This is a genomic window from Brachybacterium sp. GCM10030268 (assembly GCF_042666305.1).
GTDB lineage: Bacteria > Actinomycetota > Actinomycetes > Actinomycetales > Dermabacteraceae > Brachybacterium.
Window position 1 is genome coordinate 139,807 of sequence record NZ_JBHTCW010000003.1, and the last position, 22,453, is coordinate 162,259.

The 22,453-nt window shown below is 67.5% G+C and carries 17 protein-coding genes; 11 read left to right on the plus strand and 6 right to left on the minus strand.

From position 1 onward, the window contains the following. Positions 1-569: 569 nt before the first annotated feature. From ACFQRD_RS06520 to ACFQRD_RS06545, 6 genes are read left to right on the plus strand one after another with little or no spacing between them, the layout of a single operon-like run. Positions 570-1,661 (plus strand): ABC transporter permease, encoded by a 1,092-nt coding sequence (locus ACFQRD_RS06520; protein ID WP_377018437.1) that lies wholly within the window; start codon positions 570-572, stop codon positions 1,659-1,661. Continuing rightward, on the plus strand, positions 1,658-2,587 hold the full coding sequence (locus tag ACFQRD_RS06525; RefSeq protein WP_377018438.1) for an ABC transporter permease: 930 nt from the start codon (positions 1,658-1,660) through the stop codon (positions 2,585-2,587). The genes ACFQRD_RS06520 and ACFQRD_RS06525 overlap by 4 nt, the downstream gene beginning before the upstream one ends. Further along, positions 2,587-3,669 carry an ABC transporter ATP-binding protein gene (locus tag ACFQRD_RS06530; RefSeq protein ID WP_377018439.1) on the plus strand — a complete coding sequence of 361 codons (1,083 nt, stop codon included), beginning with the start codon at positions 2,587-2,589 and terminating at the stop codon, positions 3,667-3,669. Before ACFQRD_RS06525 ends, ACFQRD_RS06530 begins: the two co-directional genes overlap by 1 nt. Next, entirely contained in the window at positions 3,662-4,774 is a 1,113-nt protein-coding gene (locus ACFQRD_RS06535) for an ABC transporter ATP-binding protein (RefSeq protein ID WP_377018440.1), read from the plus strand. The genes ACFQRD_RS06530 and ACFQRD_RS06535 overlap by 8 nt, the downstream gene beginning before the upstream one ends. Then, on the plus strand, positions 4,771-5,022 hold the full coding sequence (locus ACFQRD_RS06540) for a hypothetical protein (protein WP_377018441.1): 252 nt from the start codon (positions 4,771-4,773) through the stop codon (positions 5,020-5,022). The genes ACFQRD_RS06535 and ACFQRD_RS06540 overlap by 4 nt, the downstream gene beginning before the upstream one ends. Beyond that, positions 5,019-6,833, plus strand: a complete 1,815-nt coding sequence (locus tag ACFQRD_RS06545; protein WP_377018442.1) for an ABC transporter substrate-binding protein — start codon at positions 5,019-5,021, stop codon at positions 6,831-6,833. The genes ACFQRD_RS06540 and ACFQRD_RS06545 overlap by 4 nt, the downstream gene beginning before the upstream one ends. A gap of 270 nt (positions 6,834-7,103) precedes the next feature. Here ACFQRD_RS06545 and ACFQRD_RS06550 read toward each other — a convergent pair whose 3' ends face one another. After that, the gene (locus ACFQRD_RS06550) at positions 7,104-8,402 is read right to left on the minus strand and encodes an ABC transporter substrate-binding protein (RefSeq protein ID WP_377018443.1); all 1,299 of its coding nucleotides are present in this window, start codon (positions 8,400-8,402) and stop codon (positions 7,104-7,106) included. Between the two features lie 164 nt (positions 8,403-8,566). Further along, entirely contained in the window at positions 8,567-10,846 is a 2,280-nt protein-coding gene (locus tag ACFQRD_RS06555) for a family 78 glycoside hydrolase catalytic domain (RefSeq protein ID WP_377018444.1), read from the minus strand. Between the two features lie 648 nt (positions 10,847-11,494). Between ACFQRD_RS06555 and ACFQRD_RS06560 the strand changes: the two genes are divergently transcribed. The 5 genes from ACFQRD_RS06560 to ACFQRD_RS06580 all read left to right on the plus strand — a co-directional run bounded on the left by ACFQRD_RS06560 (position 11,495) and on the right by ACFQRD_RS06580 (position 15,942). Then, complete coding sequence (locus ACFQRD_RS06560; RefSeq protein WP_377803601.1) at positions 11,495-12,691, plus strand: ABC transporter substrate-binding protein; 1,197 nt, start codon at positions 11,495-11,497, stop codon at positions 12,689-12,691. A gap of 133 nt (positions 12,692-12,824) precedes the next feature. Beyond that, entirely contained in the window at positions 12,825-13,625 is an 801-nt protein-coding gene (locus tag ACFQRD_RS06565) for a carbohydrate ABC transporter permease (RefSeq protein ID WP_377018446.1), read from the plus strand. Beyond that, a complete protein-coding gene (locus tag ACFQRD_RS06570) occupies positions 13,622-14,452 on the plus strand; it encodes a carbohydrate ABC transporter permease (RefSeq protein WP_377018447.1) in 831 nt (276 codons plus the stop codon). The genes ACFQRD_RS06565 and ACFQRD_RS06570 overlap by 4 nt, the downstream gene beginning before the upstream one ends. 106 nt (positions 14,453-14,558) lie before the next feature. Then, positions 14,559-14,780: a hypothetical protein gene (locus ACFQRD_RS06575; protein ID WP_377018448.1), complete on the plus strand. Its 222-nt coding sequence runs from the start codon at positions 14,559-14,561 to the stop codon at positions 14,778-14,780. Positions 14,781-14,928: 148 nt separating this feature from the next. Then, complete coding sequence (locus ACFQRD_RS06580; protein WP_377018449.1) at positions 14,929-15,942, plus strand: LacI family DNA-binding transcriptional regulator; 1,014 nt, start codon at positions 14,929-14,931, stop codon at positions 15,940-15,942. Between the two features lie 285 nt (positions 15,943-16,227). Here ACFQRD_RS06580 and ACFQRD_RS06585 read toward each other — a convergent pair whose 3' ends face one another. From ACFQRD_RS06585 to ACFQRD_RS06600, 4 genes are all read right to left on the minus strand, one after another. After that, positions 16,228-17,739, minus strand: coding sequence for a rhamnulokinase family protein (locus ACFQRD_RS06585; RefSeq protein WP_377018450.1), 1,512 nt, complete (start codon positions 17,737-17,739; stop codon positions 16,228-16,230). Positions 17,740-17,753: 14 nt separating this feature from the next. After that, on the minus strand, positions 17,754-19,850 hold the full coding sequence (locus tag ACFQRD_RS06590; RefSeq protein WP_377018451.1) for a bifunctional aldolase/short-chain dehydrogenase: 2,097 nt from the start codon (positions 19,848-19,850) through the stop codon (positions 17,754-17,756). Positions 19,851-19,852: 2 nt separating this feature from the next. Further along, positions 19,853-21,037: an L-rhamnose isomerase gene (rhaI, locus tag ACFQRD_RS06595; protein ID WP_377018452.1), complete on the minus strand. Its 1,185-nt coding sequence runs from the start codon at positions 21,035-21,037 to the stop codon at positions 19,853-19,855. Positions 21,038-21,221: 184 nt separating this feature from the next. After that, positions 21,222-22,373 (minus strand): hypothetical protein, encoded by a 1,152-nt coding sequence (locus ACFQRD_RS06600; RefSeq protein ID WP_377018453.1) that lies wholly within the window; start codon positions 22,371-22,373, stop codon positions 21,222-21,224. Positions 22,374-22,453 lie beyond the last annotated feature (80 nt).

Below are 22,453 nucleotides of genomic sequence, written 5' to 3' on the forward strand. Positions count from 1 at the left end.
CTCGGTCAGCGCCGCCCTGCCGCTCTCTCTGACCACCACCCTCGTCGTCGTCATCTCCGGGCTGGCGCGTCAGCGGGTGCCGTTGCCATATAGCGATCGGCACCCGCTGAGCCGCCAGTAGTCGGCGACGACGGCGGGGTCGGAGCATCCCGGCGAGTGCGAGCCGTGGGACCCGGCGACGACGAGGCCGAGTGCGCGAGCCGTGGGACCCGGCGACGACGAGGTGACTGTGGGGCCGGGTGAGGCGTTGAGCGGACCGGGGCGTGAGGTGGGAGGTTCCGGCAACGGGTGCTGAGTGCGCCGGGCGGTGAGGCCCGTGACCAGCCACCTGGGCGTGCCGGGCCGAGGAGCGTGCCCGAGGGTCACGAATGCGCAACGACGCCCCTTCGGTAGCGACCGCCTCGGCGCTGCGCGTGATCATCGTCGTGACGGGCCTTGATGGGTGAGCGTGACCGCTCGAGGGATCAAATGAGCAAAAGTGCTCAAACTGTTACGCAATGTATGACGTTCACACGGTGGCTTCGTGGCTAGTGTTCGCTACGAGCACTGTCGCTTGCCCGAGGAGGAGCATGAGCACCGACGTATCGACATCGGTAGCCCCACCGCAGGATGCCGCGCCCCGACCGTCTCTCGGGCACCGCATCTACCACTCATTCATCCTGCGCCGCCTGCTGCGGTCGCTGTTCGTGATCTGGGTGGTGGCCTCCGGGGTGTTCCTGATGGTCCGCCTGCTGCCGGGCAACCCGGTGGACGTCTACATCAATCAGCAGATCGCGCTGTACGGGAAGTCGTACGACCAGGCTGCCTCCGAGGCCGCCACCTTCTTCCGGTTCGATCCGTCCACGCCGCTGTGGCGCCAGTACATCGACTACATGGCGGGCGTGCTCCGCGGCGACCTCGGCACGTCGATCGCGACCCCCGGCGTCACGGTCACCGAGAAGATCGCGACCTACCTCCCGTGGACCCTGTACAGCGTGGGAATGGCCCTGCTCATCTCGATCACCATCGGGCTCCTGCTCGGCATGATCATGGCCTACCGCCGCGGGGGCGTCATCGACCACGCCGTCTCCGTCATCGGCAGCGGCCTGCACGCCATCCCCAACTACCTGCTGGCGATCCTCATCGTGGTGGTTGGCGCCGTCCAGCTCGGCGTCATCGACTACACCCGGATGCGCGGGAACGTCTCGCCCGGCGTCGACCCCGAGTTCTCGCTGCGGTTCCTCTCGGACATCGGATACCACGCCACGCTCCCGATGATCACCTACATCCTCACCACGGTGGGCACCTGGGCGCTGATCATGAAGTCCTCGACCACCCAGGTCCTGGGCGAGGACTACGTGACCGTCGCCAAGGCGCGCGGTCTGCGGGAGTCCCGCATCCAAGGCAACTACGTCGGCCGCAACGCCCTGCTGCCGCTGATCGCCCAGATCGCCACCCAGGCCGGCTTCGTCGTCGGCGGCGCCATCTTCGTGGAGCAGACGTTCTCCTACGAGGGCGTCGGCCTGCTGCTGTTCGAGTCGATCAACACCCGCGACTACCCGACCATCCAAGGAGTTCTGCTGGTGGTGACCATCACCGTCGTGCTCGCGAACCTGGCGGCCGACCTGATCAACGCCGCCCTCGACCCGCGGATCCGACTGGGCGAAGGAGGTGCGGCATGAGCGCCGAGGCACCGCCGACGGCTCCCGGGCCCGCCGTCCCGGCCCCCACCGAGGGCACGACCGCGGCGAAGGGCACCAATCCGCTGCGCCGTCTGTTCAGCGAACTCACCCGCAGCACCTCCGGCTTCGTCGGACTGTGCCTGGTGCTGCTGATCCTCGCGATCTCCCTGATCGGTCCTCTCGTCATGGGCACCTCCGTGCCGGGCGACGCGGCCCGCGCCTGGGAAGGCCCCAGCGCCCAGCACTGGCTGGGCCTGGAGGGCAACGGCAAGGACACCGTCCACCTCGTGATCATCGGCGGACGCACCGTGCTGATGGTCGGCTTCCTGGCCGCCGCCATCACCACCGTGATCGCCGTGGCCATCGGCTCCCTGGCCGGCTACTTCGGTGGCCGCTTCGACGCCGCCATGCTGCAGCTGACCGACATCGTCATGACGATTCCCCAGATCGTGCTGCTCGCGGTGGTCGGAGCGTTCTACAAGCTCGACTCGCCCCTCCTGCTGGGAGTCATCATCGGCGTGCTGACCTGGCCGGTGCTGATGCGGTCGATCCGCGCCCAGGTGCTCTCCCTCAAGGAGCGCGAGTTCGTCGAGGCCGCGCAGCTGCTGGACGTGGGATGGCTGCGCATCGTGTTCGGCGAGATCGTGCCCAACATGGCCAGCTACATCCTCATCAACTTCATCATCGCCGTGACCAACGCGATCTACGCGATGGTCGGCCTGTACCTGCTGGGCCTGGCCCCGCAGCGCGGGACCAACTGGGGAATCATGATCAACGACGCGTGGACCAAGGGCGCGATGTTCAACCCCGATGCGATGCCGTACATCGTCGCGCCGGTGACGATGATCGTCCTCCTCCAGCTCGGGCTGATCCTGCTGACCCGCACCTTGGAAGAGATCCTGAACCCACGACTGAGGGACCGCTGATGACTGCCTCCACGACGTCCGAGACCAGCCGGCCCGCCTCCACCGAGGACGCTCCCGTGCTGTCCGCGCGCGATCTCCAGGTCGCCTACCGCACCGGCAAGGACACCGCCGTGCGCGCCCTGCGCGGGGTGAGCTTCGACCTCTACCCGGAATCCTCGCTGGCGCTGGTCGGCGAATCCGGCTGCGGCAAGACCACCCTGGGGCTGGCTCTGCTGCGCCTGCTGCCCACCCTCGGCGAGATCACCGGCGGCACCGTGACCTACACCGGGGATGACGGCGTCCGGCAGGACGTCACCGCCATGTCGACCTCCCAGCTGCGCCGCTGGCGGTGGTCGGAGGCGGCCATGGTGTTCCAGGGCGCGCAGAACGCCTTCAACCCTGTGCTGACCATCGGACAGCAGATGGCCGACACCCTCATCGACCATGCCCACGGTCGCATCTCGCGGCGCGAGATCATCGAACGCTCCAGCGAGGCACTGCGCTCGGTGCGGCTGGAGCCGAAACGGGTCCTCGGCAGCTATCCGCACGAGATGTCGGGCGGGATGAAGCAGCGTGCGCTGATCGCGACCGGTCTGCTGCTGCGCCCGCGGCTGCTGGTGCTGGACGAACCGACCACGGCACTGGACATCCTCACCCAGCGCACCGTGATCGACCTGCTCGCGGAGCTGCGCGAGGAGTTCAAGTTCGCGATGATCTTCATCTCCCACGATCTCGCACTCGCCGCGGAGCTCGCGGATCGGGTGATCACGATGTACGCCGGCAAGGTCATCGAGACCGGCTCCACCCGGGACATCTTCTCGGCGCCCAAGCACCCGTACACCTCGAAGCTCATCAACGCAGTCCCGCCCGTCGTCGGCGACCTGCCGGAGCTGGCCTCCATCCCCGGCGCTCCGCCGTCCCTGGCCACACTGCCACCCGGCTGCGCCTTCGCGCCCCGGTGCGAACTGGCCACCGACGAGTGCCTGCCGGTCGAGCCCGAGCTGATCACCCTGACCCAGCGCCCCCGCGACATGACCCACGCGGCGGCCTGCATCCACCACGACCAGGTCAACCACGAACGGAAGGTGATCGCCCGTGCTTGAGGCCGCCCACGACCCGGCGACGAGCCACGATGCGCCGTCGCCCTCCACACCGCTGATCGAGTTGGACCACGCCTCCCAGGTCTTCCACGTCAAAGGCAAGGATCTGCCCGCCGTCTCGGACGTCTCCCTCAGCGTCGGTTCCGGCGAGGTGCTGTGCCTGGTGGGCGAATCCGGCAGCGGCAAGACGACCACTGCCCGCCTGGCCGCGGGCCTCGCCTCTCCGACCTCCGGCTCGGTGCGCTTCGAGGGCAAGGACCTGGCCGAGATGACCCGCGCCGAACGCCGTGAGTACCGGCGTGCGGTCCAGTACATCCACCAGGATCCCTACGCCTCGCTGAACCCGATCCGTTCCATCCGCAGCACCCTTGCGGTCCCGCTGCGGCGCCACGGCCTGGCCCGCAGCGCCGCCGAGGTCGACCAGCAGGTGGACGAGCTGCTCACGCGGGTCGACCTCACCCCACCGGAGAGCTACCGCGCGAAGTTCCCCCACCAGATGTCCGGCGGGCAGCGCCAGCGCGTCTCCGTCGCTCGCGGACTCACCCTCTCGCCGCGACTGCTGATCGCCGACGAGTCCACCTCGATGCTCGACGTCTCCATCCGGGTGAGCCTGCTGAACATGCTCACCCGCCTGCGGAAGGAGGAGGGCGTCGGCTTCATCTACATCACCCACGACCTGGCCCTGGCGAAGTACTTCGCCTGGGAGGGGCGCACCGCGGTGATGTACCTCGGCAAGATCGTCGAGGCCGGCCCGACCCCGCAGGTGATCAACAATCCTCAGCATCCCTACACCCGGGCGCTGCTCGAGGCCGTCCCCGAGCCGGACCCGGAGCTGAGCAAGCAGAAGAAGGCCGGGGGAGGGCTGCTCAGCGCCGACCTCCCGAGCCTGTCCGACCTGCCCAGCGGGTGCACCTTCCACCCTCGCTGCCCGCTGGCCGAGGACCGCTGCCGGGAGATCCGCCCGGTGCTGCTGCCCTCGCCGCAGGCCCCTGCGCAGGACGTCGCCTGCACCGTGCTCACCGACCCGGCCGGGGCAGCTGATCCGGCTAGTCCGACGCCGGGGCCCCGCGCCCCGGCACCCACCGGCGGGGGAGGTGCCTCGCCATGATCGACACCGCGGCCCGAGCCCTGCTGTCCCTGGGCTGCTTCGTGGCCGTCGGCTCGGCCCTCATGATCCCCGGTACCAGCGCCGGGACCGCCGAACGGATCGTCAGCATCATCGCGCTCCTGCTCGGCATCGGCATCGTCATCGCCTCGGTGGCGGCGCAGCGCATCAGCACCCGACGACGACATCGCGAGGACGCGATGTCCGACCCCACCGACGACTCCGTCGTCACACACAAGGAGGAGACATGAGCACTACCTGGAGCAGGCGTGATGTCCTGAAGGCGGTCGGCCTGACCTCGGTCGCCGGAGCCGGGGTCGCCGCGTGCGCGCCGGCCGAGCCCGAGGGCGGTGGTGAGGGCGGCAGCGGCGGCGGGGCGTTCCACGGCGCGTGGCCGTACAAGCAGCCTCCCGAGGGGCACTTCAACTTCGCCGGCATCCCGTACGCGGCCGTGCCCACCTCCATCCTCGGGGACGGGCTCTACCGGGACCTGCTGGTCCCGCCGCCCGCACTGTGGCTGTGGGACGAAGAGAAGTGGGAATACCTGATCGCGGACTCCCACACCCTCGACACCGATGCCGGAACCCTGACCGTGACGCTCAAGGACGGACTGACCTGGAGCGACGGCGAGCCGTTGACCTCCCAGGACTACCTCACCACGTTCTACGTCCAGTTCATCCAGCGCTCCCCGGCCTGGGACTTCATCAAGGGCATGGAAGCGCCGGACGACACCACGTTCGTGGTCAACTTCGAGAACCCGCCGGCGGTGCTCGAGCGCTACATCCTCAAGAGCAACATCCTCTCGACCGCGCAGTACGGCGAGTGGGCCGATCGCGCCAAGGCGATCGTCGATGCCGGCGGCACGATGGACGAGGGCGACGGCGAGGCCCTGGGCACCGAGTTCCAGAGCTTCAAGCCCGAGAACGTGATCGTCTCGGGCCCGTACGACTTCGACTACGACACCATCACCAACACCCAGCTCACCCTGGTGCGCAACGACTCCGGGTACGGCGCGGACAAGGTCACCTTCGACAACATCGTGATCTACAACGGGGAGACCACCGAGATCACCTCGCTGGTCCAGTCCGGGGACATCGATTACGCCACCCACGGGTTCGCCCCTGCCTCGGAGGAGCCCTTCGAAGCCGCCGGGTACACGATCCTGCGGCCCCCGGTGTATTCCGGCCCGGCCCTGTACCTCAACCAGGATCAGTTCCCGGAGTTCGCCGACGTGCGCACCCGCCGCGCCTTCGCCTATCTCATCGACCGGGAGGTCAACGGTCAGGTCGCCCTGGCCGATTCCGGCAAGGCCGTGGTCAACATGGTCGGTTTCTCCGACAACTTCGTGGAGCAGTGGCTGACCGAGGACGTCAAGGGCAAGCTCGATACGTACGAGCAGGACCTGGACAAGGCCACCGCGCTGCTCGAGGAGGCCGGCTGGACCAAGGAGGGCGATGCATGGATGACGCCCGAGGGCAACCCTGCCCAGTACGAGATCCAGTTCCCCCAGACGTACGCGGACTGGTCCGCCTCGGGAACCAACATCGCCGAGCAGCTCACGGAGTTCGGCATCCAGGTGACCGCTCGCGGGTTGGACGACAAGCAGGCGCCCATCGACATCGACAAGGGCGACTTCCAGATGGCCATCCAGGCCTGGGGCTCCTCCACGCACCCCCATCCCTACTTCTCGTACGTGACGGACCTGTTCCTGCACAACATCCCGATCGCCAAGAACCAGGGCGGCAAGGGGTACGCGTTCCCGCTGCAGGACGTCGAGACGTCCGCGGGCACCGTCGACCTGGAGGCCCTGGTGACCACCTCGGGCGAGGGCCTGGACGTGGAGGAGCAGAAGCAGAACGTCTCCACCGTGGCGCTCGCGTTCAACGAGCTGCTGCCGATCATCCCGATCTTCGAGCGGTACGGGAACAACCCGGCCCTGGAGGGCGTGCGCGTCCAGGGCTTCCCGGCGACGGACGATCCGATCCTGGCCAACGCCCCGTATGCGGACAACTTCGTGGTGCTGGAGATGTTCCGCGGCACGATCGAGCCGGTCGCGGAGTGACCGGACGAGGGTGACCGCACGAGGTGATCGCGCGAGGGTGACTGAACGAGCGTGATCGCGCCGTGGATGGTCCGCTCCGGGCGCCCCTGAGCGGTAGGGCGCGCGCAAGATCCGTGACCTGGTTGAAATGTCTCGCTCATTTCCACCAGGTCGCGGATCTCGGCGCATGACGCGGGCGCCGGCGCAGGGCGCGCGGAGGTCGGCGCGCGAAGGTCGGTGCGTGACGGGCGGCGCCGACGCAGGGCGCCGAGGAAGGGCGCGTGACGGAGGTCAGTGCTGCGGCTGCATGTTCTCGAGCGTGCTGAGGATGTCGTCGGCGATCTCCGAGGTCGAGCGCTTGCCGAACAGGGATTCCTCGGCGAGATTGGCGTACTCGTCGCCGAAGCCCACACCGGTTGCGGGAGTCACCGCAGGAGGCTTGACCACCTCTTCCTGCATCTTCTGAGCGAAGTCGAGAGAGACCAGCTCGTTCTCGCTCAGCAGGGGCCGCACCGTCTCCTGCAGCTCCGGGAAGGCCGGGATCCCGCGCTCGATCTTCAGGACCTCGGCCGCCGCGTCATCGGCGAGCAGGAAGCTGGTCAGGTCGGCCGCCTGCGCGGTGTCCCCGGTGGACTTGCCGATGGACCAGTACATCGATGCCTTGTTGACCATGCGGGATTCTCCGCTGGTGCGGGCCGGCATGCGCAGCAGCTGCAGCGGGGAGCCGGAGGACTCCTGGAACGTGAGGATCTGCGAGCTCGGAACCTGCATGAAGGCGCAGCGGTTGGTCGCGAAGCGTCCCTGCTCGAGGCTTGCGGAGTCGTCCTCCATCTGCGCTGAGGCGCCTGGCGCGGCGCTGGTGGTAGCCAGACTGCGGCTGAACTCGAGCAGGTCGACGATCGTGTCCTTGGTGACCAGCTCCTCGTCCTCGCGCGGGAACAGCTGCTGGTTGTCGGACTGGCGGGCCCAGGCGGCGAGGTCGGCGGAGCCGAGCCCGAAGGAGCTGGTGCCGAACACGTCCTCGCCGGTGGACTTCCCCCACTCCGAGATCTGCTGGCACAGCTCGAGGAAGTCGTCCCAGGTCCACGTGGTGTCGTCCGGGGCGTCGATGCCGGCCTGCTCGAGCACGGTCGGGTTCATGCCGGTGGCGAAGAGGTTGAAGCCGTTCGGTGCGCCCACCAGAGTGCCATCGGCCAGGCGGCCCGTCTCCAGGATGGCGTCGTCCATCGCGGAGAGATCCAGGGAGTCCGAGACGGTCTCGAGATCGAGCAACGAACCCTCGGTGCCGTAGGAGTCGATGTAGGCCTCATCCATCTGCACCACGTCGGGCATCGTGCCGCCGGCGGTCTGGGTGGCCAGTTTGTCCCAGTAGCTCGACCACTCGCTGTACTCCGGCGAGACTTCCACCTCCGTGTTCTCGGCGGTGTACATGTCCAGCACCTCGCGGGTGAGGTCGTTGCGAAGGTCGCCACCCCACCAGTAGATCCGCATCCCGTTCGCGGAGGACCCGGCGTTGGGGCCGCAGGCGGCGAGGGCGGGCGCCGCGCCGGCAGCAGCCAGCAGGGCCAGGGTGTGGCGTCGGGTGAGCATGTCGTTCTCCTGCACATCGATGGGTCGGAGTGACCCGGCAGGAGACGACGTGAGCAGCTTCGCCCACGGGCCCCGCGGGGCCTGTCCTGCCGAGAACGCATGATGCTTCCTGATCGCCCCACGCGGATCAAACGCTTTCCGAGTGTTGCTGCGACGCGCGCGCGTCACGCCAGGGTGCGGGGCTCCCCGGTGCCGGTGATCTGCCGGGCGGTGCCGTCGGGCAGCTCGACCTGCGCGTCGATGCCGGCGGGCACGGTCGCCGTGCAGGTGAAGCCGCCCTCCGCCGTGGACCATTCGACCTCGATCCGGCCGACGGCGGAGTCGTAGGCGCCCTTCGCCCAGTCGATGCCGGGCCCCGGTGTGGGCTTCAGCAGGATCGTGCGGTATCCGGGCTCGGCCGGCCGGATACCGAGGACGACCTGATAGATCCAGTCGGCGACCGCGCCCAGGGCATAGTGGTTGAAGCTGGTCATCTCGCCGGGATTGATGGAGCCGTCCGGCAGCATCGAATCCCAGCGCTCCCAGATCGTGGTGGCGCCCATCGAGACCGGATACAGCCAGGAAGGGTTCTCCTCCTCGAGCAGCAGCCGGTACGCGTCCTCGACATGCCCGGTCTCGGAGAGTGCCCAGGTCACGAACGGGGTGCCGGCGAAGCCGGTGGAGACCTTGTAGCCGGCCTCGCGCACCAGCTCGGCGAGCCGCTGACCGGCTGCGGCTCGGGTGGGTTCGTCGAGCAGGTCGAAGACGATGGCCAGCGAATACACGGTCGCGCAGTCGGAGCGGATGCGACCGTCGGCCTCGACGTAGGCGTCGGTGAACGCGGAGAGCGTGCTCTCTGCGAGGTCCTGCCAGCGCCGGGCATCATCGTCCTCGCCGAGCAGCCGTGCGGTCTCCGCCGCGAAACGGGCCGAGCGCACGAGGCAGGCGGTGGCGACCACGCCCTTGTCGGCCTTCGCATCGGCCGGCGCGTCCGGCGGGGCATCGGGATCGAGCCAGTCACCGAACTGGAAGCCGGTGTCCCACAGGCCGCTGGGGGAGAGGGCGCGCTCGACGGACTCGAGATGCAGCACCATGCCGGGGTAGTGCTCGCGCAGCCGGTCGAGATCTCCGTAGGCGTTCCACAGCGCCTGCGGGACCCAGACGGCGGCATCGCCCCAGATGGCCGTGGGAACTTCCCGCGGCTCACCCTCGGCGAAGGGGTCCTTGCCACCCTTGCGGAGCTTGAGGATGTCAGGGACGACGAACGGGACGAAGTTCAGCGGAGGAAGGTCGGTCTCCGCACGCACGTCCAGCAACCAGTTGTGCAGGAAGTCGGAGACATCGAACTGGTAGGCAGCCGTCGCCGCGTAGGCGGCGATGTCACCGGTCCAGCCCAGGCGCTCATCGCGCTGTGGGCAGTCGGTGGGAACGGCCAGGAAGTTTCCGCGCTGGCTCCAGACGGAGTTGTGCACCAGCTGGTTCACGCCGGCGTGCGAGCACTCGAACCACCCGGTGCGGGGTATATCGGAGTGGACCACGACGGCTTCGACGTCCTCCGGGCGCAAGTCGCCGGGCCAGCCGGTGATCTCCGCGTAGCGGAATCCGTGGAATGTGAAGGTCGGCTCGAACGACTCCCCGTCCGGGTCACCGGAGAGGATGACGCGATCGGTCGCAGCGGCAGTGCGCAGCGGCCGCACCCCGAGTTCATCATTTTCCAGAACTTCGGCGTGACGCATGGTGATCTCGGTGCCGGAGGGCCCGGTCACGGTGAAGCGGAGCCATCCGACCAGGTTCTGGCCGAAGTCGAGGAGCGTCTTGCCCGAGGGGGACGTCCAGATCTTCTCCGGCGCTCGGGCCTCGTGCCGGACGATCAACGGCGATTGCTGTTCGATCAGGGTGGAACGGTCGAGTTCAGCGATTCGTACCGGGGTCGGTTCGCCTGCGTGAAAACGGCGGTCCTCGTACTGCCCGTCGTAGATCGTGGCGAATTCGATCGTGGAACCTGTCGCCGTCCACGTCTCGTCGGTTCTGATCTCCTGTGTGCTGCCGTCAGTGAAGGTGACGACCAGGGCACCGAGGAACGCGTTCTCGGTGCCATAGTTCGCTGCGGCGTCCCCGAATCCGAAGTCACCGTTCCACCAGCCGCGAGCGAGCAGCGTGGAGACGTGCACATCGGCGGAACCGCCACGGATCAGCTCCGTGACATCGAAGCGCTGCACCTGGAGTCGTGATTCGTAGACGGTCCATCCGGGGTTCAGCACGGAGTTTGTGACAGGGGTGCCGTTAATCGCGACCTCGTAGACACCCTGCGCCGTCGCAAGCAGCTCGGCCATGGCGACCGACGACGCTGCGTTCGTCAGCCGTGCCGTGGTGGCCAGTCGCGGGACGCGCCCGGTGGGCGCTGACGCGGCGATGGGCTGTGACCGGTCGAGGGTCGTCAGCGGTGCGGAGGACAGCGGTGTCATGGTTTCCCCTTCATACGGGTGCGGATACTTCGTCCGGGTGCGGACAGTGTGTACGGGGCACGAGTTCGGGATGCTTCTATCCCCGTGCTGCGGCCGGGCGAGCGGCGACTCTGCGCGTCGTAGCGGCCGAGTGGGGCTGCGGCGAGTCGTCCCATGATGAAACGACTCAATCAACCTAGCACTCCTCGGGTCGGCGTACAAGGCTCAGTTGCTCGCCACAGGTGGGCGCGCCTCGCGTCCCGCCGACAAATGGCGGGAGTGTCACCGCGTACGGGCGAGATGACCAGAGGCGCAGAGCTTTTCGCTGGTCAGCGCATCTCAGGAAAGCTCGACATCTCCACGAGAGACCCCGAGAAACGGGCAAGCGCTTGCTTCGGCGATCGGAACGGAGCCCCCATGGCGCGCGACGTCACGACGTGATCTCGGGCCATTGACACGCGGCGTGGGCCCCTCTATCGTGTCCGACACTTGGAGCGTTTCAATCGCTCACGGGTGCTCCACTGACCACGGTGGAGGTGAGTTACATACAACGAGGTAGGTGTAACCCCCATGGCAATTACACGACGTACTTTTCTCGCAGGGACCGGAGCGGCCACTTCCGTCATCGCGGTGACGGGGTGCGGAAGCGGTGGAGGAGACGGCGGAACAGTGACGTTCCTCGTCGACAACAACCCGAACAACATCGCTGCGGCGGAGTCGCTCGTCGCGGCCTTCAATGATTCGCAGACGGACTACGAGTTCACTGTGGAGACTCGTCCGGGCGGGACGGAGGGTGACAATCTGGTCAAGACCCGGTTGAGCACGCAGGACATGCCGGATGCGTTCTCGTACAACTCCGGCTCGTTGTTCCAGGCGATCCGGCCGACACAGAATCTCCTCGATCTCTCGGACCAGTCCTGGGTAGGGCGACTCGCGGAGAGCTATCCGGCTGCGGTGACCGCCGAGGACAAGGTGTACGGCGCTCCGCACGGCGGGTCGAACTCCGGTGGCATCTGGTACCACAAGCCCACCTACGAGGAGCTGGGCCTCGAGGTGCCGCTCACCTGGGATGACTTCATTGCGAACGCCGAGGCGGCCAAATCGGCGGGAAAGCACGGCGTGATCCAGAGCTATGGGGAGACGTACACGTCGCAGTTCCTGGTGCTGGCGGACTATCATAATGTTGCCGCGGTCAATCCGGACTTCGCTGATCAGTACACCGCCAACGAGGTAGGCTTCGCCGACGATCCGACGGCTTTCAAGGCCTTCGAGCATGTCGAGCAGGTGACCCAAGAGGGCTTGGTGAATGAAGATTATGTCTCCGCCACCCTCGAGCAGGCTCTGGCGTACCTGGCGACAGGCGAAGGAGTGCACTATCCATTCTTCGCGAGCGGCATCTCTGAGATCGAGGCCAATCATCCGGACCACATAGAGGACGTCGGCTTTTTCGCGCTTCCGGGCGATGACGCCGAGAAGAATGGTCTGACCGTGTGGTTGCCGAACGGTCTCTATGTCCCGGCCTTCGCGGAGAATCCGGATGCCGCAAAGGCGTTCATCGAGTTCGCGACCACCGCCGAGGGCCTCGCCGCCATGGCGGAGGGAGCCCAGCCGACGGGTCCGTACATGGTCGACGACGTGCCGTTGCCCGATGACGTGCCGTCGGCGATCGCCGATCTCCAGACGTATTTCGATACAGAGGGGGCGACCACCCCTGCCTTGGAGTTCGTCTCGCCGATCAAGGGCCCGAATCTGGAGAATATCCTTATCGAACTCGGCACCGGCTCCATCGATGCAAAGACCGCGGCCCAGCGATACGACGACGATGTGGAGAAGCAGGCCCAGCAGCTCGGACTCGAAGGGTGGTGAGCACGTGGCTGTCGCAGCACTTCGAAGCCCCACGGACGGTGTCTCGCAGGAGCGTGTCGGGAGGAGGAAAAGCAATTACCTCGCTGCCGCGTACCCCTTGTGGTATTACCTGCCGGCTGGCCTACTATTCTTGGTGTTCTTCGTCGTCCCCACCCTCGCGTCTTTCTTTTTCAGTCTGACGAGATGGACTCTCTTCGACTGGGAGTTCATTGGCTTCGAGAACTTTCGGCAGTTCCTGTCCGAACCCCAGCTCATCGGATCTCTGCGGAACACGGTGGTCTTCGCCTTTGTGACGAGTGGTGCCAAGGTGGTGCTCGGGATGGCTCTCGGGCTGCTTCTCACCTCGCAGATTCGCGCACGGGGGTTGCTGCGTTCCATGGTGTTCTTCCCGGTTCTGGTCTCGACCATCGGGGTCGGGGTCATGTTCACCACGATGATGCATCCCAGCGATGGGCTCATAAATTCCGCGCTGAGCCTGATCGGGGTCGAAGGCCCCAAGTGGCTGGCAAACCCCCAGCTTGCATTGATCTCCGTCGCGCTGGTGGATATCTGGAAAGGAGTCGGCCTCGCCACTGTCATCTATATGGCAGGTGTGGTGGCTGTTCCCACGGAATACTATGAGGCTGCTAAAGTCGATGGTTCGGGTTCGTGGACCGCCTTCCGTTACGTCACGCTGCCGTTGATTCGTCCGGCAACGTTCACCGTCATCACGCTGTCTCTAATCGGCGGGCTTCGCAGCTTCGATCTCATCTGGGCGATGACTGGCGGCGGGCCGGGGTTCGCCTCCGATGTGATCGCCTCGGTGATCTACAAGCAGTACCAGGCGGGTTTCTACGGTCTGTCGACTGCAGGCAACGTCATCCTGTTCCTCGTGGTCATGGTGATCGTGCTTCCACTCAACCACTTCATGCGGAAGGCGGAGATCGACCAATGAGAACCCGTGTCCGAATCAACGTGGTCAGTGCGCTCACACTCGTTCTATTCGTGCTTGTGTTCGTGGTCCCATTCGCCTTGGTGGTAAATAACGCCGTGAAGGACCGGCAAGAGTCCTCCCGACTGGATCTGTCCATGCCGACATCGTTCCACTTCGTGGAGAATCTGCGCGAAGTGTTCCAGGCACGTGACTACATGCTTGTGACGGCCATGGTGAACAGCACGATTCTGACGGTCACGAGCGTGGCAGGCATGGTGGTCGTGGCAGCAATGGTCGGGTTCGTGCTGCAGCGACGTCGGAGCCGGCTCAATGGCGTGGTGAACGCCGCTGTTCTGATGGGGCTCATCGTGCCGCCCGCGGTGGTTCCTACTATCTGGGTGCTGCAGTCGATCGGGTTGTTCAAGACGTTGCCGGGCCTTATCCTGGTCGAGATCACCTTTGGCATATCGTTCTGCGTGCTCCTGTTCCGCGCTTTCATGTCCACGGTCCCGAGGGAGCTCGACGAGGCCGCGATCATCGATGGCTGCGGCCCTCTCAGGCTCTTCTTCAGGGTCATTCTCCCTCTTCTCAAGCCGACCGTCGTCACGGTGATAGTCGTGCAGTCGGTCGCGGTATTCAATGATTTCGTGCATCCCCTTTATTTCCTCCCGGGCGAAGAGAATGCAACGGTGCAGCTAACCCTGTACAACTTCATGAGCCAATACTCTACGCAATGGAATCTGCTCTTCATGAATATTTTGCTCATCACGATTCCGCCGTTAATCGTGTTTCTGTTCTTCAATCGACAGATTGTTGCAGGGATGACGTCCGGGGCCGTGAAGGGGTGACGTCCGCACTGCTCGACGCTCCGAGCCTCCGCGGCTTGCCTCGAGGCAGGTCGTCTTGAGACCTGGGCCGAGCTTCCGTACCCCCCATGATCGAGGGAGAGCATCCATGCCCACCCGCCGTACTGCGCTTGACCCGACCTCGCTCGCCGGCCTCGCATCCTGCGGTGCGAACGCCGCGGACGCGGGAGCAGGCGGCTCCGACGAGGGTGGCCTGCGTTTCGCCTGGTGGGGCAACACCGAGCGCGACGAGTTCGCCAAGCAGGCGATCCAGGCGTACACCGAGGTCGCGCCCGAGGTGAGCGTCCCGCGTGCGCGGTCGGTGACTTGATCTCCCGTTACATGGAAGACGTGCTGTTCAGGCGCGAGCCCACCGCCGCGGTGCAGGCAGTGGCCTACGAAGCACCGGCACTGCTTGAGTGATCGCAGCGCGGTAAGGTCGCGGAGTCGCTGGTCTGTGAGGTGAGGAGTGTGGGGGAATGGTCGGTAGTCGTCCGGTCAGCATGAAGGACGTCGCCCGACACGCGAACGTCTCGGTGGGAACGGTGTCCAATGTCCTCAATCGCCCGGACATCGTCTCCCCGGACCGCCGGGAGCGCGTAGAACAGGCAATCAGTGAGCTCGGATACGTCCGCAACGACGCCGCCCGTCAGCTCAAGCTTGGCCGCTCCCATACCGTCGGCGCCATCGTCCTGGACTCCGGCAACCCGTTCTACGCTCAGCTGGTGGGCGGTATCGAAGCGGCTGGTGAGAGCTCCTCTCTTGCGGTGATCTCCGGCAGCACGAACAACCGTGAGCAGCGCGAGAGGCTGTATCTCTCGCTGTTCGAGGAGCAGCGCGTGCGAGGCATCCTGCTCGCCTCCACCGGCGGCACACGGGACGTCATCGAGGGGATCCGGGGTCGCGGCACGCCCGTCGTGCTCGTCGAGAGTGAACGCGAGGCCGGGGGAGGGTCCTCACTGAGCGTCGACGACATCGCCGGCGGCGAGATCGCTGCACGCCATCTCCTCTCGCGAGGCCGGCGTCGGATCGCGGTGGTCAGTGCTCGTCAGGACCTGCGCCAGGTCGCGGATCGCCTCCGAGGTGCCCGCCGCGCCGCCGCCGACGCCGGGCTCGAGATCGAAGTGCTTGACGCGGAGGATCTCACCGTCCTCGCCGGTCGCCACGTCGGGGAGCGAATCGTCGGCCGCCCTCGGCCCGAACGGCCCGACGCGATCTTCTGCGTGAACGACCTGCTCGCCGTCGGCGTGCTGCAGGCCTTCGCGTTCCGCCATCAGGTCGCGGTGCCGGAGGAGATCGCGCTGGTGGGCTACGACGACATCGCCTTCGCAAGCAGCACCGTCGTGCCGCTGACCTCCGTCTCCCAGCCCTCGGACCTCATGGGGCGCACCGCACTCGCGCTGCTGGAGGAGGAGATCGCCAACCCCGAGTCTCCGCCGCGGCATGTCAGCTTCACGCCGGAGTTGGTCGAACGGGAGTCCACGGCAGTCTGAGCAGATCATCGCGAGAGCGGCTGGGACCGCGAGGTCGGCTCCCCCTCGCGGACCCAGAAGTGCCAGGGTACGACCGCGATTCCGTCGGCCCTCCGGTACGCCGTACGGCCCGTCGTGAGGAACGCAGCGCACTTCCGTACAGATTCGCAGACTTCTGCCGTACAACTTCGCAACGCTCTACCGTACAGATTCGCAGGCACTCACCGTACAGTTTCGAGGCGGTTCACCGTACAGGTTCGCAAAACTGTCCGGTCAGCGTCGCACCCGGTACGGAACCGACACCGCTCAGGACGGTGCGAATCTGCTCAGCTCGGCCCCGGCGCGAATGCGCGCGCGCATCGCCTCCGCGCTGTCCTCGATCGCGCCGAGAGCCGCCGCTTGGACGGCAATGTTCCCCAGGGCGGTGGCCTCCACGGGGCCGGCCACCACCTCGACGCCCAGGGCGTCGGCCGTCAGCTGATTCAGCAGGGCGCCCTGACTGCCGCCACCGACGACGTGGACTCTCGCCGGCGTCCCCGTCCCGGCCAGCTCACAGGCCGTGGTCACGGCGTCGCGGTAGGCGATGGCCAGGGAGTCGAGAAGGCAGCGCACGATCTCGGCACTCGTCCGCGGGACGTCGTGCTCGCCGTGTGCTGCCGGTCCCGGGCGTGCGGCCCGGGCCACCCGGTCGGCCATCGCCCCGGGCGGCAGGAACTGGGAATCGGTGGCGTCGATGACGAATCGTCCGCCGGGCTCGGCGGCGGCCGCCTCCAGAAGCTCCTCGAGCTCGGTCTGGCGGCCCTCCTCGGACCACTGGCGCATGCACTCCGAGACCAGCCACAGGCCCATGACGTTCTGCAGGAAGCGGGTCGTGCCGCCGACGCCGCCCTCGTTGGTGAAGCCGGCCCGTCGGGCGGCCTCGGTGGGGATCGGTTCGCGCAGCTCCAGCCCCACCAGAGACCAGGTGCCCGAGGAGATGTAGGCGATGGGGCCGTCGGTCGTGGACTCGACGCTCGTTGCGGAGGGAACCGCAAGCACCGCCGAGGCGGTGTCGTGCGAGCCGACGGCGGTCACCGCCACCCCGTCCAGACCCAGTTCGGCGGCTATTTCCTCCCGCACCTCCCCGATGCGCTCACCCGGCTCGATCAGCGGGGCGAAGATCGCAAGATCCACCCCGACCGCTGCCAACAGTTCGGGGGAGAAGGTGCGCCCGCGCACGTCGAACAGCCCCGTGGTGGAGGCGTTGGTGACCTCCGTGCGCCGCTGCCCCGTCAGCAGGAAGGCGAAGTAGTCCGGCAGCATCAGGGCGTGGGAGCCCTCGGGCAGGTCCCGCAGGCGCTCGTCGGCGGCGAACTGGTAGATCGTGTTGAACGGCTGCTGGGCGATGCCGGTGATCTCGAACTGCCGCTCGCGGCTGACGCGTTCGGCGACCTCGTCGGCCACCCCGTCGGTGCGGGAGTCGCGATAGGAGATCGCGTTCCCGATCCGGGACCCGTCGGGCCCGACGAGCACGTAGTCCACCGCCCAGGAGTCGATGCCGATCGAGGCCAGCTCCAGCCCGCGCTCGCGCGCGAGAGCGGCCGCCTCGCGCAGACCGCCCTGGATCTGGGCCCACAGCTCGTCGATGTCCCAGGTGAGGTGACCGTCCTGGTCACGCAGCTCGTGGGCGAAGCGCCGTGCCTCGGTCAGCTCGATGCCCGCGGCGGAGACCACGCCGAGCATCACCCGGGCGGACGTCGCGCCGAGATCGACCGCGGCGATCGCCACGGGTGGCACCGCCGCGGCCTGCGCGGAGCCCTGCACCTCCTCGTGCACCATGCCGTCCCGTCCCCTCAGCGCAGGAACGCTGCGGCGACGCCGGCGTCGACCGGGACGTGCAGGCCCGTGGTGTGCGAGAGATCCCCGGCCGTCAACGCGTACACGGCGTTCGCGACGTTCTCCGGCAGCACCTCCCGCTTCAGCAGGGTGCGCTGGGCATAGAACTCGCCGAGCTTCTCCTCCTCGACGCCGTAGACCTTCGCCCGCGAGGCGCCCCAGCCGCCGGCGAAGATGCCCGAGCCGCGCACCACGCCGTCGGGGTTGATGCCGTTGACGCGGATCTGGTCCCCGCCCAGCTCCGCGGCGAGCAGTCGCACCTGGTGCGCCTGATCGGCCTTGGTGGCGGAGTAGGCGATGTTGTTGGGCCCGGCGAACACGGAGTTCTTCGAGGAGATGTAGATGATGTCCCCGCCCATGGCCTGGTCGATCATCACCCTCGCGGTCTCGCGGGAGACCAGGAAGGAGCCGCGGGCCATCACGTCGTGCTGGAGGTCCCAGTCCTTCGCGGTGGTCTCCAGCAGCGGCTTGGACAGCGAGAGTCCGGCGTTGTTGACGATCAGGTCGAGCCCGCCGAAGGGCAGCACGGCCTCGCGGACCATCTCGACCACGGCCTGCTCATCGGAGACGTCGGCCTTCAGAGCCACCGCCACATCCGGCCCGCCGAGCTCCTCGGCGACCGCTTCGGCGTTCTCGAGGTTCAGATCGGCGATCACGACGCACGCGCCCTCGGCGACCAGCCGGGTGGCGGTGGCCTTGCCGATGCCGGAGCCGCCGCCGGTGACCAGGGCGACGCGGGTGGCCAGGGGCTTGGGCGTCGGACGGCGCTGCAGCTTCGCCTCCTCGAGAGCCCAGTACTCGATGCGGAACTTCTCGGACTCGTCGATGGGGGAGTAGGTCGAGATCGCCTCCGCCCCACGCATCACATTGATCGCATTGACGTAGAACTCGCCGGCCACGCGGGCGGTCTGCTTGTCCTTGCCGAAGGAGAACATGCCCACCCCGGGGACCAGCACGATCGCCGGGTCCGCGCCGCGCATGGCGGGGGAGTCCGCGTCGGCGTGGCGCTGGTAGTAGTCGGTGTAGTCGGCGCGGTAGGCCTCGTGCAGTTCCCGCAGCCGGGCGACGGCGTCCTCGATCGGGGCATCGGCCGGGAGGTCCAGGACCAGGGGCTTGACCTTGGTGCGCAGGAAGTGGTCGGGGCAGGAGGTGCCCAGCTCCGCCAGCGGCGCCAGTTTCTCGCTTGCCAGGAACTCGTGGACGGAGTCGGTGTCCGTCCAGTGCCCGACCATGGGAGCGTCCGTCGAGGCCAGCCCGCGGACGACGGGGAACAGAGCCGAGGCCTTCGCCCGACGCTCGGCCTCGGGCAGAGCCGCCCGGGCGGGGTCGTGGGCGCCGAACGGCTCTGCGGCGCCGGTGGCCTCGATGAACTCGGTGGCCTCGCGGATGATCCGCAGCGAGTTCTGCTGAGCCTGCTCGGACGTCTCGCCCCAGGCGGTGATGCCGTGACCTCCCAGGATGCAGCCGATCGCCTGCGGGTTCTGCCTCTTGATCGCGGCGATGTCCAGGCCCAGCTGGAAACCGGGGCGGCGCCAGGGCACCCACACCACGGCCTCGCCGAAGCACTCGCGGGTCAGTCTCTCCCCGTCGGCCGCCGTCGCCAGGGCGATCCCGGCATCGGGGTGGAGATGATCGACATGGGGCGCGTCGACCAGGGCGTGCATCGCGGTGTCGATCGACGGGGCGGCACCGCCCTTGCCGTGCAGGCAGTAGTCGAAGGCCGCGACCATCTCGTCCTCGCGCTCCACGCCCGGGTACACGTCCTGCAGGGCCCGCACGCGGTCCAGTCGCAGCACCGCCAGGCCCTTCTCGGTCAGGGTGCCGAGATCGCCGCCGGAGCCCTTGACCCACAGCAGCTCGATCTCCTCGGCGGTGACGGGGTCGACGTCGGTGCCCTTGGCCGAGGTGTTGCCACCGGCGTAGTTGGTGTTGCGCGGATCCGCGCCCAGCTCGTTCGAGCGGGCGATCAGGGCGCCGACGGTCTCGGTGGCCGTGCCACCGGCGGTACGGCCCGTGCCGCCCGCGGCGCCGGCAGTGGTGCTGTGCTCGTTCATACTCAGGCTCCCCATCCCATCTGGTTCCCGCCGACGCGCTCGGCGGCGACCTTCTCCTCGTAGCCGCTGGAGCGGAACGCGGTGAACGGGTCCGTCGGCAGTCCCTGCTCCTCGCGCAGCGCCGCCAGCGCCGGGCGCACATCGGTCCAGAACGCGTCCATCAGGATCCCGTGCGCCTCGAGCACGTCGTGGCGCTGCTGCGCGTCATCGAGCGTCTCGCGATCCACCAGCAGCGCCTTGGCCAGGGTCTCCTGCACGTTCAGGACGGAGCGGATCTGGCCCTGGATCTTCGACTCCAGGTTGTGGCACTGGTCCAGCATGAAGTTCACGCCCGATGCGGGTCGGTGGGCATCCTGCTGGACGATCTCGAACAGGATCCGGAACAGCTGGAACGGGTCCGCGGAGCCGACGATGAGGTCGTCGTCGGCGTAGTTGCGCGAGTTGAAGTCGAAGGCGCCCAGCCGGTTCTGGCGCAGCAGCTGGGCGACGATGAACTCGATGTTGGTGCCGGGGGCGTGGTGGCCGGTATCGAGCACCACCATGGCCTGCTCGCCGAGGGCGAGGCAGTGCAGCAGGCTGGTGCCCCAGTCAGGAACGTCCGTGTGGTAGAAGGCCGGCTCGAAGAACTTGTACTCGAGCACCATGCGCTCGCCGTCGTGGAGAGCCGCGTAGATCTCCCTCAGGGACTCGGCGAGGTGGTCCTGGCGGCGGCGGATCGAGTCCTGACCGGCGTAGTTGGTGCCGTCGGCCAGCCAGATCTTCAGCTCGTGCGACCCGGTGGCGCGCATGACCTCGAGGCATTCGAGATGATGATCGATCGCGCGGCGTCGCACGGCGGCATCGGTGTGGGTGAGCGAGCCGAACTTGTACTCGTCGTCCTGGAAGGTGTTGGAGTTGATCATCCCGATCCGCACGCCCTGCTCCTCGGCGAAGGAACGCAGCGCTGCGAAGTCCTCCACCTTGTCCCAGGGGTAGTGCAGGGAGACCCGCGGTGCGGCACCGGTGTACGCATGGGTCTGGGCGGCGTCGGCGATCTTCTCGAACGGGTCCCGGGGAGTGCCCGGAGTGCCGAACACCTTGAAACGGGTTCCGGAGTTGCCGTAGCCCCAGCTGGGCACCTCGATGGTGAATTCGCGCAGGTCGCGCGCGACGTTCTCGGGTAAGGCGGGCAGGGGAGCGGGGGCCATGAGGAGCTCCTTCGTGGTCGGGCTTCGTGGGTCGTCGACGCTGACGGGCCGGATCCTGTGCGTCCGGAGACGTCGTGCCGAGCAGGGTGACTGCACGGTATCCGTCGCCCGGCGCGGGTTGAAACGACTCAACAACCGTAGCACGGGGGTCTCGGAATGCGCCAGAGCGCGGACGCTGCCGAGATCACGCGGCGTGGGCCGAGAACTGCAGCTCCAGTTCGCTCTCCTCGGGGCCGGGCTCCTCATCGCTCACGGGTTCGACCAGCACCTGCACCGTGATCCCCAGCTCCGTCGTGGTCCCTGGGGGAACCGGTCCGGAGATCACCGTCCACGTCCCCGGCGGTGACAGCGTCAGCGCGTTGGTCGCCTCCGCCGTGGGAAACATGGCGGCGGGCTCAGCGTCGTCCGCCGAGACCACGGGAGTCAGCTCCGCAGAGTTCTGCACGCTCGCTCTCTGCTGCTCCTCTGCCGGCGTCGTGAACTCGATGACCGCGGGGATCTCGAGGTCCAGTGTGCTGACCTGCCAGACCTGTCCCTCCGGCGCCCACCCGAGGCCACCCACCCAGGGCAGTTCGTCGGGGCCGGCGAGGGTGCACGACGTCGGATCGCCGTGGGAGGCCCACCCCGACGGCAGGACCTCCGCGTCGCACTCCCCGGACGGAGTGGATCCGGAGGTGGGGAGGGCGGCGAACGTGCCGGCGTCGGTGACACCGTCCGGTGTGATGACCTGATCCTCTCCATCGAAGCTGACGGTCATCACCGGTTCCACCGGCCCGCGGTCCACGGCCAGGAGGAATCCGACCCTGGTCAGCTGCATCCGTCCGTCGTCCCAGAACAGATCGGCGATCTCCGGCCCGAGATCATAGGCCTGGTCACCGACGGCCACGGTGACCTGCGGCGGGGGCATCTGCGAGTCCGGCAGGCGCATCGCACGGAGTCCGTCGGGCACGACGGTCTCCAGTTCGACCGGCAGGTAATGGCCGCCGCGCGGGGCCTTGGGGAAGGGGGCCTCGTCCATGGTCAGGACCGGCGTCTCGCGGGTCGGTTCGCCGAACCGCACCGTGAGCCCGCCGGTGGGGTAGACGACGTCGATGGGGTCGCCGAGTTCCTCGTCCAGCGAGAGGCCGCGGACGATGATCTCGCCCGGCTCGCTGCGCGGAGCGGTGTCCCAGGGGCGCGCCACCCCGGTCCACACGCCGGCGACCACGAGCAGCACGGCGAGGGTCAGGCCGCCGGCGAGGCGGACCGGCCGCGACGAGCGGGACGACGTGGCGGCATCGATCTCGGATGTCGCCGCAGCGGTGTCCTCGCGCGCATTCTGCTCGTCATCGCTCATCCAGTCATTCTGTGGTGCTGAGGAGTTCTCGGCCATGGGGAGAAGTCCCCTCACCCGTCAGGGCGGCGATCCGGTGGGAG

Coding starts and splice junctions, on each gene's coding strand:
- ACFQRD_RS06520 (WP_377018437.1), top strand. CDS start 570: ATGAGCACCGACGTATCGACATCGGTAGCCCCACCGCAGGATGCCGCG.
- ACFQRD_RS06525 (WP_377018438.1), top strand. CDS start 1,658: ATGAGCGCCGAGGCACCGCCGACGGCTCCCGGGCCCGCCGTCCCGGCC.
- ACFQRD_RS06530 (WP_377018439.1), top strand. CDS start 2,587: ATGACTGCCTCCACGACGTCCGAGACCAGCCGGCCCGCCTCCACCGAG.
- ACFQRD_RS06540 (WP_377018441.1), top strand. CDS start 4,771: ATGATCGACACCGCGGCCCGAGCCCTGCTGTCCCTGGGCTGCTTCGTG.
- ACFQRD_RS06545 (WP_377018442.1), top strand. CDS start 5,019: ATGAGCACTACCTGGAGCAGGCGTGATGTCCTGAAGGCGGTCGGCCTG.
- ACFQRD_RS06550 (WP_377018443.1), bottom strand. CDS start 8,402: ATGCTCACCCGACGCCACACCCTGGCCCTGCTGGCTGCTGCCGGCGCG.
- ACFQRD_RS06555 (WP_377018444.1), bottom strand. CDS start 10,846: ATGACACCGCTGTCCTCCGCACCGCTGACGACCCTCGACCGGTCACAG.
- ACFQRD_RS06570 (WP_377018447.1), top strand. CDS start 13,622: ATGAGAACCCGTGTCCGAATCAACGTGGTCAGTGCGCTCACACTCGTT.
- ACFQRD_RS06575 (WP_377018448.1), top strand. CDS start 14,559: ATGCCCACCCGCCGTACTGCGCTTGACCCGACCTCGCTCGCCGGCCTC.
- ACFQRD_RS06580 (WP_377018449.1), top strand. CDS start 14,929: ATGGTCGGTAGTCGTCCGGTCAGCATGAAGGACGTCGCCCGACACGCG.
- ACFQRD_RS06585 (WP_377018450.1), bottom strand. CDS start 17,739: ATGGTGCACGAGGAGGTGCAGGGCTCCGCGCAGGCCGCGGCGGTGCCA.
- ACFQRD_RS06590 (WP_377018451.1), bottom strand. CDS start 19,850: ATGAACGAGCACAGCACCACTGCCGGCGCCGCGGGCGGCACGGGCCGT.
- rhaI (WP_377018452.1), bottom strand. CDS start 21,037: ATGGCCCCCGCTCCCCTGCCCGCCTTACCCGAGAACGTCGCGCGCGAC.
- ACFQRD_RS06600 (WP_377018453.1), bottom strand. CDS start 22,373: ATGAGCGATGACGAGCAGAATGCGCGCGAGGACACCGCTGCGGCGACA.